The sequence below is a fragment of the Thorsellia kenyensis genome, assembly GCF_042432445.1.
Taxonomy (GTDB): Bacteria; Pseudomonadota; Gammaproteobacteria; order Enterobacterales; family Thorselliaceae; genus Thorsellia; species Thorsellia kenyensis.
The window spans coordinates 1-12,806 of the sequence record NZ_JBHLXE010000037.1 but is presented as its reverse complement, the minus strand read 5'-3'; the positions used below and the strand labels follow the sequence as shown (position 1 = coordinate 12,806).

Below are 12,806 nucleotides of genomic sequence, written 5' to 3'. Positions count from 1 at the left end.
GTTTTTCATGCATTTTACTCTGAGGTATTCCATCATGTCACGGCTATTTTTTCACTTTAAGAAAGTTATCTATCTCTTGCCGTTGATACTATTTGTTATCCAAGCCCGTGCAACTGTATTTGAAGGTCTTATTGATAATCGTGCTATTGTGATGGAAGTTGAAAAAAATGATTTTGGTTTTTATGGACAATACTTTTTTAAGGATGAAGGTAAAAATCGAACATTATCTTCTGATTTAACTAAAGAAAATGTACTTATAGAAGGTGACGACGACAGTGGAAATTTAGGTTTTTATTTTAGTAAAACAACACCACCTTACAAAGGATTCTACTTTGATAAAATAAAAAAAATAGAACTTCCATTTGAAATATTCGAGATTAAAAGCCTTCCTACTGACACTAATAATTCAATAGCCCTTCAAAATTTTTCAAATAACAATATCTATGAATATCTAAGGCAAAAAACTTTCAGTTTTGATAAAACGCATACAGAGAAATTTCAAGGATATGAAATTCAGTGGCATAAAGAAAACAACAGCAATTTAAGCTTTTTTACCAGAGTGCCCAGTTCAGATGAAAATTTACAAGATGTGATTATGATTAACAATTACCTGGAAATCAAATTTAGGCAATATATTAGTCAGAGTTTTGGTTGTGAAAACAAAAAATATCTTATTGAACCTAGTTTTCTTAATAAAAATATAACAAGCTTTTATTTCAGTGGCAGCTTTATTTGTGACAACTCTTATTCGACTAATTTTTATAGAGAGCTTGTTAATTTAGACAACGCAACAGGACAAAGCTTATCCTTAAATGACATCGTAACACTCCCTAAAGATATCACCTTAGAAAAATGGATAATTGAGCAGCTTACAGATCTCTACCCTGTTCTAATGTCTGATCCTGAGTGCCCTTATCAGGAAGAAACTACTTGGAACAAAGATAATCAAATTGCTTGGATTATTACTAGTCAGGGGATAGAATTTAGACCCCAAATTGAAGATATGATTACTATATGTAATGCAACTGATTGGGCTGTATTGCCTTTTGACGTATTAAGAGAATTTAAATCGAGTAAAAATCCACTTCAATTGTAGCTTTACTATTTCCCCCGAATTGAATGCTTTTAATGTTAGGTTGTGTTCCAATGTTTATCTTCATTGCCACATTATTTACTTCTAACAAGGATTAAATCTCTTATAATACTAAAATGTTGGTGCCAATGTAGTACGTTGAACTCATTCAATGACTCTTAAATACTCTGTTCCTAAAATGAAAAAACCCAAGCTGGCTTGGGTTTTTTCATTTTTTTAAACTTGAATACAAACAAGTTTTTCAAACAATACTTATTTACCCATACCTGGGATAGAAAAACGTTGTTTGAATTTATCAACACGTCCACCTGAAGTCACTTCACGTTGTTTACCTGTATAGAATGGATGGCATTCACCACAAACATCTAGGTTAAGGTTACGACCTACTGTAGAACGAATTTTAATTACATTACCACATGAACAGTTAGCGGTAATTTCTTCATATTTAGGATGGATATCTTTTTTCATTGGAGCCTCTGACGAGTCGTACCGCCAAACAATACGAACAATCTGTTCTATCGAATACCGTACGGAGTTAAAAGTAAACGCTTAACAAAATATTAAGCAGGTTAATTGAACTGCAAGTAGAAACTTTTTTGTTTTACTCGAAATAGCCATCCGGCGTTTTCAACAAAACAGCGATGAGTTCGCACCGCAAATTTAAATTATCTGGTTAAAAACCCTAAGTTTGAACCTCAACTCAAGAGGTAAACTTTTAATAAAAAGGTATTATACTTAAAAATAACAGTTATTGCTATTACTCTTCAGATAAATCCCTATTTTTTTTTTCAATTCTGGCCCTCGGGTGAGATGCGTCATAAACATCAGCAAGGTGACTAAAGTTGAGATGAGTATAGACTTGGGTAGTTGATAAATTCGCATGACCGAGTAATTCTTGGACGGCCCTGAGATCTTGACTAGATTCAAGCATATGCGTTGCAAAGGAGTGGCGTAATCTGTGTGGGTGAATTTGCGTTAACAGCCCTTTTTGTTGGCCAAAATTTGCAAGCCGCTTTTGTAATGTCCTAGGATTAATCCGCTTAGCCGTTGTGCCTATGAAATAATAATCTGATTTACAATCATTTAGTTTTAGCCATTCACATCTGACTTCACACCATAACATCATGGCGTTTTTCGCATAAAGTCCAAAAGGTATAATTCGCTCCTTATTTCCTTTACCAATCACCCTAAGTTGCATTCCAGCAAAATCAATATCAGCTTCTTTTAACTCTATCACTTCACTTAATCTAAGTCCTGAACTATACATCAGTTCATAAATGGCTTTATCACGAATAATTTTAGGTTCTTGCTCTTCACTGGTGAGCAATTTATTCATATCATCAGGAGAAATATCTTTGGGTAATCTTTTGTTTTGTCTAGGGGATTTAATCAAAGCAGCAGGATTAACAGAACAAATCGATTGTTCAACCAAAAAGCTAAAAAAAGTTCTAATGATTGTTAATTTCGCATGCAAAGTGCTGTGTTTTTTATTTCGTTTTTTTGATTCCGCTAGATAATTCTTAATGTGTTGCGCTGTAATCCCGTTAACTGATGTGATCTCTTCTTTTTCCAGAAATAGCTTAAAAGCCTCTAATTGATACCTGTAAGTATCCATAGTATGTTCACTGACATATTTTTGTGTTGCTAGATTTTCATAATACGCGAGTAAATTAGCACCTATATCATCAAAAGCATGCATTGATTTTACCTATAATAATTACATTTAAAGAATGAGAAACTATTTTAGTGTAATCCATTTACTTAACAAATTAGGTAACAGTTCACTAAGTTTGTCAAGTAAAGCAGTGTCTAATCCTTTTTGAAAATGATTTTCATTCGGACTAACAAATAAAATAAATCCACTATACGCATTTTTTTCATTCACCATAATATGTGGCGATTTACCTTTATCAGGATTAGGTGCAATAGTCGAAAAACTTTTTTGGATAGGTTGTGTTTCTTTTTTCGACTCAAATTCATTCGGCAAAGCTAACATACTCAAAGCCACTGAACCTACAAGTACTCTTTGGGTCAAAACTAAGTTTAATTCAGTGGAATTAAGCTGACCTAAGAAATGTCTAGATTGACTTAATCTATTGATTCTTAAGCTTTCAAATCGTTCCCTGTCGATACCCCATTCAGTTTTCTCAAAAGGAGGTAAAACATTCCATAGTTCAGAAAACAGTCTTATCTCCACATAAGAGAGCCCTAACTTTCTGCTCCATGAATTTAAGCGTTTTGCAAAATCATCTAAACTATTGGCAATCGAAAGTGACAAAATTAAATTCAGCAATTGATTAAACAAATGTTCATTTTGGTAGGCAGTTTCAAACAGTGCAGTAATTTCTTCTTCTAACTGCATTATACGTTCTCTTTGTCGTTTCAATTGCCACTCTACTAACGAAACTGTACCATGGATGCCATGTGGTACTTGAATTCGGTCAACTTGATTAGCATTGCGCATAAAAAAATTGGGATTGTCTTGCAAATAAGACAAAACAACTTCATCATCGAGAATGGGTTTACCATGGATATTCACTTTTTGATTGTTTTTTTGTTTCACTTTTGGCTTAACTACTTTTTTCTTCATCATAACATTTTGCCGGAATTTTAATTTTATGCAGTGAGTTTGATACCGTTAAAGTACCTCAAACAAAACTTGAGTATTAATAACTTGTCATAGCTTGCTCTTGTAAGAGTATTGTTAAAAATACTCATCTCATGAGTTGGCTCTTGTCTGATTTCGCATTCCCCTAATTATGACAAATGTGTCTAATAAATGCATATTTTAGGGCGATACTTGTTAAAATCAAATGGCGCAAGGCTAAACTTAATTATCCAAAATATGACAACAGTTTGTGTGCCACTGCATCTTCTTCATTTGACCCTATTACCTCTAAATGAGGTAAACGTACTTTCAGTCTAACATCAGCATTTTGCATAATATGCCCTTTCCCTACCATCTCAAGCATTTCAACGTCATTCATACCATCTCCAAAGGCAACACAATCTTTTAAAGTGAACCCTTTTAATTGGAGCACTTCTTGTAACGCAGCTCCTTTAGAGACACCCTTAGCCATAATTTCTAAACAATTTAATGAAGAAAATGCTGTATTAAATTGATTAGGAAATTTTTCATGCAATAATTTTTCAATAGGCTCAAGACAGATAGGATCATCTGTAGTATAAAAAAGCTTATAAACATCATCATGATCTACTTTAGCAGGATCGTATATTTGGTAACTAAAATCAGAATCTTTGAAAAAATCTTCTTCATCAATGATCTCTCTATCAACAAACCAAGAGTCGCCAGTATAAATGTGTGTATAAATATTATCAAAGCCAACAGCTAATTGTAATAATTCTTGGACATGTTGAGCATCTAGATTATGCTTTTTAATCAAATTTCCTTCTTTATCATGCACCCTAGCACCGTTTGAAGTGATCATGTAGGCTTCAATCCCTAATGACTCTTTTATACCTTTGACATCAACATGATGACGTCCTGTAGCAAAAATAAACTTAGCTCCTTGATTTACAAGGTGCTTTAAAGATTGACGAGTAAAGGCTGAAAGTGTATGAGTTGGAGCCAATAGAGTGCCATCAAGGTCAGAAGCAATTACTGAGTACATAAATATCCTTTTTATAATTTTAAGAAAATTAAAATGCTAATTAGAGCATTTTTAGAATTCGCCAATAAAATATTTTAATCTAATATTAATATTTTAACACTGTGGCGTGATAAAAGTGTCAGAATTTTCATGATCATACGTGGCAAAAAACTCAAAAATCGAGTTCAAAACCGCAACCCTTATCTCATCTTTCTCCATTAATAATTCATGTTTCGCACCATCATGAACGATAAATTTAGGTTTTACACGGCTGTTTTTGACAAAATTTTCTTGAGCTGAATTACATACAATGATCTCTTTGCCTGCTTGAATAATTAAGGAGGGTAATACCCACTCTTTTGCTTTATTCTGTATTTCAAAGGCAGCTTTTTTTGCTTCACGTACCCAATGATAAGTTGGACCACCCGTTGTTATTACTGGTCTACTTTGCAGTAATTCTATATTATATTCATACCGAACTTGACTATGAGTTACTCTGTTAATACTAAACGGTAAGGGTCGCCATTTGCCACCACCTAACACATAAGACTCTCTTAATACTTGATATTTTTCTGTTAAATTCAATATATTATCAGCAACCCCTTTAGGTAAAGGAATATTAATACCGAACATTGGCGCACAAAAAACAGCTGCACTAAACAGATTCGGAGATTTTAATATAGAATGAGCAAGGATCCCCCCCCCAAGAGAATGTGCAATAGCAAACTTTTGCTTATACTGTTTAGTCGCAAAAAAATCATTCACAGTTCTTATTAAATCTCCTACATAGTGATGGAAATCATCAATATAGCCACGCTGTTCATCTGCAAGTATTCTGTCTGACAAACCTTGTCCAACATGGTCGAAGCAAAACACATCGTATCCCTCATGGAACAGATCATAGATAAGTTCTTTGTACCGAAAGTACGATTCGGATCGACCAGTAATTAGGGCAATAACTTTATCGTTATCAGGATGGCATTTATGCATATACGCAATGTTTTGGCAACGATAATTAAGAGCTTTCGACTCAGTTATAGTATCCCAAAATTGCTCAAGTGCTTGTGTTTTAAATATTGAAAAATTTTCTTCTCTTGAATTAGAGTAATGAAATTTTGGTGCCAATTGATTACTATTCATTATAATATACACCTCATGTGTTAAATCCCTAACTTAAATAAATAATTTAGTAAAATCATTGAGTTCTAAGGAAACAATCAAGTGAGAACCAAACGCTGCAAAAAAAAGGCCAGCTAAACCATCTATCCAAATACTATATCTCTGATAAGTTTTTTGCATAGAGGGAACACCAAATAAAAATGCCACAATTGAGAACCAGAGGAAAGTTTCTATAGTAATTAAAAAAAGTAATTCCCATTTGAGTAACGCTGTTACTACCTGCTGCCCATTTAAAAAAGGTGAAAAAACACTGCCAAAATAGATAACCACCTTTGGATTCGATAAGTTAGTTAGTAATCCGTAGATAAAGGGATTTTTTTGCTTTACAGCTAGTGATGCTGTCTCTGTAGGATTGGACTGATTAGTTTCAATTTCGGTAGCAGAATTAAGATCTACAGCGTGACACATAATCTCTGCATTACATTCAATTTGCTTATTTAGAGCGTCATTGCTATTGCCACTTTCCTCATTAACAAAGTTCTCCTTGCCTGATTTTAGATGAGTATGTTTCAAAATCAAAGCGTCTCTTAGCTCTTTTCTACTCTTATTTAACTTTTTAGTGGTTTTATTCCGTTTTCCCCAAAAACGGGAAGAAGGCACCTTGATAAGAAGATATCCAAGCCATAAAAGGTAAAAACCACCAAGTAGTTGGATGACTTTAGCAAGCCAAGTAACTTTTTCAAAGACATAATACATACCGAGTAAGGTGATACTAGCCCAAAAAGCGACACCTAGGACTATACCAAGTACAGATTTCATAGCATCTAATTTAGAGCGACTCATGGCGGTTTGAGAAACATACAAAAAATCAGGTCCAGGCGTCATTAATGCCAAAAAATGTACAACGGCTATAGTCAGAAGAATATCTGCATTTAAAAAACTCATTGCTTCGCTCCACCTAAGCATTTAATAGGAATATTGTAGCCCCTAATATAGGTTCTATTTTTCAAGATACTTTCGGATGCATTCGATGAATACATCACCAAATTCATTTAATTTTGCATCCCCTACGCCATTTATCTGCTTAAGTAGGGGTTTGGTTGTTGGCATTTTTTGCGCCATTTCGCTTAGAGTCTTATCGTTAAAAATCATATAGGCTTTAGTATTTTTATTATCGGCAAGTTGTTTTCTTAATTTTGATAACTCTTGGAATAACCTTTCATCATATTTCGCCATTTCATGATTGTACTTAGTTTGCGAACCTTTTTTCTTATAAATTGCAGAATCTTTCTTGGCAAAAAGCTCCGAAAAAGAAGCTCTTGGTTTAGCAAGTAAAAGAGGTATTTCCCCACGTAAAATAGGTCTTGCTGCTTCATTAATCTGCAAAGCAAAATAAGCCAATGGGTTTTGAGTAAGATACCCCTGATGAATCAGTTGTCTTGTCACGGTAAGCCAGTGAAACTCACTCTTTGTTTTTCCAAGTCCAAAAACGGAAAGCCTATCATGTCCTCTCTCTCTTATTTTACTGTTATTCTCGCCTCTAAGTACCTGGGTAATATAATTTAGACCATAGCTTTGTCCGGTTCTATATATCGTTGATAAAACCTTCTGTGCATCGACTAACCCATCGTATTTTTGTGGGGGAGAAAGACAGATATCACAATTACCACATGGCGTATGTCTTTGCTCGCCAAAATAGTTAAGAAGCACTAACCGGCGACAAGATAGACTTTGTGCAAAAGATTCCATAGCCTGTAGTTTATGACGTTCTAGTGGTTGAATATCTTCTGGTTTTTCAAGAAGCAACTGTTTTAACCATATCATATCTGCAGGTTCGTACATCAATATGGCTTCAGAATCGAGTCCATCTCTTCCTGCACGTCCCGTTTCCTGATAGTAAGACTCAATATTTTTAGGAATGTCGTGATGTATAACAAAACGTACATTAGATTTATTAATCCCCATTCCGAAAGCTACAGTAGCTACAACAACCTGGATATTATCTTTTAAAAATGCTTCTTGGATGGTTTCTCTAGCGGCATTATCTAGACCTGCATGATAAAAGCCTGCTTTAATCCCTGCTTTAGTTAAACTTTCAGCTATTTTTTCAGTTTTATTCCGACTGCTGCAGTAGATAATACCATGTCGACTGCCCTGCTTCTTAACCAGTTGGATGACTTGTTCTGTCGGCCTATTTTTATCCACGACTATGTAGCGGATATTAGGCCTATCAAAACTACTAATACTAATAAAGGGGTTCTTTAATGCAAGCTTTTGAATAATATCTTGGCGTGTAACATCATCGGCAGTGGCTGTCAGTGCAATAAATGGGACGTTGGGTAAACTATTTCTCAATTCACCTAGAGCTCGATACTCCGGCCTAAAATCATGTCCCCACTGTGAAATACAGTGAGCCTCATCTACAGCAACTAAAGAGACTGGCATAGATGAAAGCCAACTTAAAAAATAAGGAGTCATTAATCGTTCAGGTGAGACATATAGCAATTTAATCAGTCCTGATTGACAGTGTTGAATAACTGAAAACTGCTCTTCACGACTCATCCCGGAATGATAGCAAGACGCTTTCACGCCATTCATTTGTAATTGGTCGACTTGATCCTTCATTAAAGAAATTAGGGGGGACACAACAAGTGCAAATCCTGAATTCATTAACGCAGGAATTTGATAGCATAAAGATTTTCCACCACCAGTTGGCATAATGACGAGTGTATCTTGATTTAACATCAGTGCTTTAATGATATCAAGTTGGCCTTGTCTAAATTCAGAGTACCCAAATAAATGGCTTAGAAAGCCAAGCGCTACATTTTCCAGCGAATGGTCAGCTAATTTTGGGGACTGCGAAGCAACCCTTTTAATGGGTGAAGATGTCATCGGCACTTAGAATTAACTCTTTTTAACAAAATAGTGATAAAATAATTACAGGATGTGTATTCTAGCAAATTTAATCCATTCTTATGAGAATATTTTATTTTAATTTTAACTTCTCTTTATGAATAGATTAAAGATTGAGATTGAGATTGAGATTGAGATTGAGATTGAGATTGAGATTGAGATTGAGATTGAGATTTTAAAGATATTTCGTAATGAGCCGATTTATCAAGTAAAAAACCATTTTGAAAAGGACAAAACATGCAACCTCTTAAGCCGAGTCAATCTATTGATAACAATAGTGGCTCTAATACATCCTCTCAATATGTAAAACCATTTTCTGTGGATGATAGAGGCTTAGCTCCTTCACAAAAAAACTTAATCGACAAACTCATTCGCCAGCTTAATACATTAACAGGTCAATCGACTGATGAGATTTGGTTGCTGCTACGTGAACATCTTGGATTAGCTAAGACAATGTCCTTAACCTTGCATCATTTCTCCGCTGCTGAATTTTTTTTACAGCAAAAAATACAATATGCACAGCAAGGAGGCAGTCAAAATTTATTAGAAAAAATCATGGCGCAATTGAGCCAAGGTAATAATAAAGAAAAAATCATGGCTTTTATGCGTTCAACATTTGGTCATACGGCGCTCAGTCTTTTAAATGAAAATGAGCTAAAACAAGTACTAGCTCAGCTACCTTCTGCTTTATCTGGCGATAAAAATGCAAGTACATCTTCTAAAGAAAGCACTACTGCCTCGGCATTAGGCAATACATCATCATTGACTCCCACCAATTTTGCTACAATTCCTATGCCCCAAGCACAATTAAAGGTAATCAATCAATTAATTTATAACTTATCGCAACTCTTGAACATTCCCATAGCAACCATTAAAGAGCAGTTGCATAAATTACTGAACCATCCTGTAGAGAGTCCGTTATTAAATCAACATTTCAAAATGGCATCAGAATTTCTACAAACAAGAATACTTGTAGCTCAGGATGAATACCACCCACTTAAAAATTTACTTAACCTGATTCAGCCACTGAGTAAAAATGAACAACAGTTTATCCAGCAATACGCCCTTGCCAATTTTAATCTATCCATGACGGGGATCTTAACAATTAACCAAGCGGATAAAATTGTGATTGAATTATTTACTAAACGCGCGACAGGTAAGGCAGCCTGGCAAGTAGAAGGGAATATTACGCCAATTTTTTCAGGTATGTTGCCTGAAATCAAAAAGCTTATGGAAAAACCCAGCGTCATTTCTGGAGTATTTGCTTTTGTGCTTTTTTTTATTTTTCTTGCATTAATATTTAGTGTCTAATTTTTATAATTACCCCTTACAATCAAATTGTTAATGAAAAAAAGATAATCAATTTCTAGAATTATTATATTTATATTAGCTGTTAATTGCGTCACTTGTCCATCTGCAGGATTAAATCATGAAAAAAGCATGTATTATATTTGGTGATCAACTCAGTGAATCCCTTAGCGTACTGAGTCATTTGGATAAAGAAAAAGATACAATATTGATGTGCGAAGTAAATGAAGAAGCTAGTTATGTAAAACATCATAAAGCTAAAATTGCCTTTGTATTTTCGGCAATGAGGCATTTCGCTCTTAGACTACAAGAGATTGGCTTTAAAGTTATCTACACTCAAATAGACTCTAAAGAGAACACTGGTAATTTTACTGCTGAGTTAAAACGATTCTTAGCCACCTATGATGCGGATGCACTCATATTCACTGAACCGAGTGAATATAGAGTCAAAAAGATGGCTCAATCATGGGAAACTCTTTTTAATATTCCGGTTAAAATGCTTGAAGATGATAGATTTCTAATTACACCAGCGGAGTTTAGTCACTGGGCTGCTAATAAAAAGAATCTTTTACTGGAATTTTTTTATCGCATGATGCGTAAAAAATTTAATATCCTTATGAAAGATGGCCATCCTATAGGAGAACAGTGGAACTTCGATGCGACTAACCGCCAATTTCCTAAAGGCAACATCTCTATTCCCTCCCCCTTTAATGCACCTATAGATTCAATTACAATGGAAGTAATTGATAGTGTGAATGAAAAATTCTCTGGTCATTTTGGTGAGTTAAGTAAATCAAATTTTTATTTTGCTGTCACAAGAATTGATGCGCTCAGAGCACTGGATGATTTTATCAACAATAGATTGATACAATTTGGAGACTATCAAGATGCAATGTTGGAAAATGAGCCTTGGATGTTTCATTCACATTTAAGTTTTTACCTCAATTGTGGCTTATTACTCCCTTTAGAGTGTATTAATGCAGCAGAAGAGGCCTATCATTTAGGCAAAGCGCCACTTAACTGTGTTGAGGGGTTCATAAGACAAATTTTAGGTTGGCGCGAATATGTAAGAGGAATTTATTGGTTATATATGCCTAATTATGCGTCAATGAATTATCTACAGGCAAACCGGCCTTTGCCTGATTTTTTTTGGGGAGCACAGACTCCAATGAATTGTTTAAGTCAGTGCATAGGACAGACGCAAAAGTGGGCATATGCTCATCATATTCAGCGATTAATGGTGATTGGTAATTTTGCGTTACTGTGTGGTTTAAGTGTCAAAGAAGTAAATGAATGGTTTTTAGTCGTCTATGCTGATGCGTTTGAGTGGGTAGAGATGCCAAACGTAACAGGAATGATCTTGTATGCTGACGGTGGATTATTAGGAAGTAAACCTTATGCTGCTGGTGGAAGCTACATCAATAAAATGTCCAACTATTGCAAAAATTGCCACTATAAAGTTAAAGAAAAAACGGGGACTACTGCATGCCCTTTTAACTATTTATATTGGTATTTTTTAATGCAGCATGAGGATAAATTCAGAACAAATCCAAGAATGAGCATGATGTATAGTACATTAAGCAAAATGGAACCGCAGTCAAGGTTATTAATTAAAGCAAATGCGGAGGATTTCTTGAATTCATTAAAACCAGCAAAATATACTTAAAAGGAACTGCTTTTAACACATCTTTTAAACTACACATTAAAAACAGTTCTCTATGAGTACATTTGCTATTCGAGAATCTCTAATAGTTTTTGCTTCTTAAGTATTACTTCATAAGCAAAAACTTTCATGTATTTTGAGTTTTGTAACAACAGGAACTTGACATGATAATTGATTATCGCTCTAAAATAAGGATTAAAGACTTTTGCTCAGTTATCGATACCTTTAGATAACATGGCCAACCATTGAAGACATTTGATTTTATGCTTTACTTCCTCATTTGCATTGTCACTTAGAGCTAGCAAGAAGCCTATAAACACTTCATTCGTAGGTTCTTATAAGCAATTGATTTGGTTTTATTTATTTTAATGCGTGATTTGCGTGTATTTTTTTATGCAGTTGTAGGTGTGTATATTAAATAAAAAACTTAAAGAGATGCTCGATTAGCGAAAAAATATAATTTACGAATCAACACCTTAAAACAAAGGAGCATCTCTTGGAAAGTTAATTCACGACATTTACTAAGTCAATTAAAGCAATTTTTAATCCTAGCCATATTCTTAAGTTATCACGCAAAGTTAAATTCACTCAAAAACTCAGAACACTGCACCCCGCTAATCTTGTAGTAGCATTGATAAATGCACTAAGCTGCCACAACCATGCTAATTTAACCTATAGCAAGGGTACTTAATGAACGCTATCAAGAGCTGCTAAATTATAAACTCTAACACAATCAAATTAAAAAGCCTGAATTTACGAATTTGCTTCAATCTCTGACGGAACAAGCCATTAAGGAGCTATTGATTTTGCCTTTTCAATCTAGCTTGACCTCTGAATATCCATTAAGCACAATCATTTACATGATGGTTCGTCATTGACTCTACATGAAAAATTAAAAGATGTCTAACCCAAAATTTTCAGATGAATTTAAAATGAATGCAATTAAATTGGCTAATAACAGAGGAGACCGGTCTCTGAAAGATGTAGCCAAAGAACTCAATAAATCTAAAAGCTCTTTAGATGCTTGGCTTAGAAATCATAGAGAACAATTAAATCAACTCTCTTCAGATAGTAGACAGTGGTCGGCTCAAGAAAAATT

The 12,806-nt window shown here is 34.5% G+C and carries 12 protein-coding genes; 4 read left to right on the top strand and 8 right to left on the bottom strand.

Annotated elements, in window-relative coordinates; genetic code table 11:
* Positions 1-34: 34 nt before the first annotated feature.
* A complete protein-coding gene (locus tag ACFFIT_RS03660; RefSeq protein WP_385876298.1) occupies positions 35-1,096 on the top strand; it encodes a hypothetical protein in 1,062 nt (353 codons plus the stop codon).
* Between the two features lie 249 nt (positions 1,097-1,345).
* Here the strand turns inward: ACFFIT_RS03660 and rpmE are convergent, their stop codons facing one another.
* From rpmE to ACFFIT_RS03620, 8 genes are all read right to left on the bottom strand, one after another.
* A complete protein-coding gene (rpmE, locus tag ACFFIT_RS03655) occupies positions 1,346-1,561 on the bottom strand; it encodes a 50S ribosomal protein L31 (RefSeq protein ID WP_385876297.1) in 216 nt (71 codons plus the stop codon).
* Positions 1,562-1,850: 289 nt separating this feature from the next.
* Positions 1,851-2,792, bottom strand: coding sequence for a tyrosine recombinase XerC (locus tag ACFFIT_RS03650; protein WP_385876296.1), 942 nt, complete (start codon positions 2,790-2,792; stop codon positions 1,851-1,853).
* A 39-nt stretch (positions 2,793-2,831) separates the two neighbouring features.
* Positions 2,832-3,686: a DUF484 family protein gene (locus ACFFIT_RS03645; RefSeq protein ID WP_385876295.1), complete on the bottom strand. Its 855-nt coding sequence runs from the start codon at positions 3,684-3,686 to the stop codon at positions 2,832-2,834.
* Positions 3,687-3,927: 241 nt separating this feature from the next.
* Positions 3,928-4,725, bottom strand: coding sequence for a Cof-type HAD-IIB family hydrolase (locus tag ACFFIT_RS03640; protein ID WP_385876294.1), 798 nt, complete (start codon positions 4,723-4,725; stop codon positions 3,928-3,930).
* A gap of 93 nt (positions 4,726-4,818) precedes the next feature.
* Complete coding sequence (locus ACFFIT_RS03635; protein ID WP_385876293.1) at positions 4,819-5,844, bottom strand: alpha/beta fold hydrolase; 1,026 nt, start codon at positions 5,842-5,844, stop codon at positions 4,819-4,821.
* 33 nt (positions 5,845-5,877) lie between these two features.
* A complete protein-coding gene (locus ACFFIT_RS03630; protein WP_385876292.1) occupies positions 5,878-6,768 on the bottom strand; it encodes a LysE family transporter in 891 nt (296 codons plus the stop codon).
* A 54-nt stretch (positions 6,769-6,822) separates the two neighbouring features.
* A complete protein-coding gene (gene recQ / locus ACFFIT_RS03625) occupies positions 6,823-8,715 on the bottom strand; it encodes a DNA helicase RecQ (RefSeq protein WP_385876291.1) in 1,893 nt (630 codons plus the stop codon).
* 116 nt (positions 8,716-8,831) lie between these two features.
* Positions 8,832-8,975, bottom strand: a complete 144-nt coding sequence (locus ACFFIT_RS03620) for a hypothetical protein (protein ID WP_385876290.1) — start codon at positions 8,973-8,975, stop codon at positions 8,832-8,834.
* Between ACFFIT_RS03620 and ACFFIT_RS03615 the strand changes: the two genes are divergently transcribed.
* The 3 genes from ACFFIT_RS03615 to ACFFIT_RS03605 all read left to right on the top strand — a co-directional run.
* Positions 8,974-10,047 (top strand): hypothetical protein, encoded by a 1,074-nt coding sequence (locus ACFFIT_RS03615; RefSeq protein ID WP_385876289.1) that lies wholly within the window; start codon positions 8,974-8,976, stop codon positions 10,045-10,047. The two genes, ACFFIT_RS03620 and ACFFIT_RS03615, sit on opposite strands and share 2 nt — an antisense overlap.
* A 118-nt stretch (positions 10,048-10,165) precedes the next feature.
* Complete coding sequence (locus ACFFIT_RS03610; RefSeq protein ID WP_385876288.1) at positions 10,166-11,710, top strand: cryptochrome/photolyase family protein; 1,545 nt, start codon at positions 10,166-10,168, stop codon at positions 11,708-11,710.
* A gap of 896 nt (positions 11,711-12,606) precedes the next feature.
* Positions 12,607-12,806 (top strand): transposase (locus tag ACFFIT_RS03605; RefSeq protein WP_385876287.1); only part of this gene is annotated, 200 nt, incomplete at its 3' end.

Bases quoted from the DNA above. Each gene is read 5' to 3' on its own strand.
- ACFFIT_RS03660 (WP_385876298.1), top strand. From the start codon at position 35: ATGTCACGGCTATTTTTTCACTTTAAGAAAGTTATCTATCTCTTGCCG.
- rpmE (WP_385876297.1), bottom strand. From the start codon at position 1,561: ATGAAAAAAGATATCCATCCTAAATATGAAGAAATTACCGCTAACTGT.
- ACFFIT_RS03650 (WP_385876296.1), bottom strand. From the start codon at position 2,792: ATGCATGCTTTTGATGATATAGGTGCTAATTTACTCGCGTATTATGAA.
- ACFFIT_RS03645 (WP_385876295.1), bottom strand. From the start codon at position 3,686: ATGATGAAGAAAAAAGTAGTTAAGCCAAAAGTGAAACAAAAAAACAAT.
- ACFFIT_RS03640 (WP_385876294.1), bottom strand. From the start codon at position 4,725: ATGTACTCAGTAATTGCTTCTGACCTTGATGGCACTCTATTGGCTCCA.
- ACFFIT_RS03635 (WP_385876293.1), bottom strand. From the start codon at position 5,844: ATGAATAGTAATCAATTGGCACCAAAATTTCATTACTCTAATTCAAGA.
- ACFFIT_RS03630 (WP_385876292.1), bottom strand. From the start codon at position 6,768: ATGAGTTTTTTAAATGCAGATATTCTTCTGACTATAGCCGTTGTACAT.
- recQ (WP_385876291.1), bottom strand. From the start codon at position 8,715: ATGACATCTTCACCCATTAAAAGGGTTGCTTCGCAGTCCCCAAAATTA.
- ACFFIT_RS03615 (WP_385876289.1), top strand. From the start codon at position 8,974: ATGCAACCTCTTAAGCCGAGTCAATCTATTGATAACAATAGTGGCTCT.
- ACFFIT_RS03620 (WP_385876290.1), bottom strand. From the start codon at position 8,975: ATGTTTTGTCCTTTTCAAAATGGTTTTTTACTTGATAAATCGGCTCAT.
- ACFFIT_RS03610 (WP_385876288.1), top strand. From the start codon at position 10,166: ATGAAAAAAGCATGTATTATATTTGGTGATCAACTCAGTGAATCCCTT.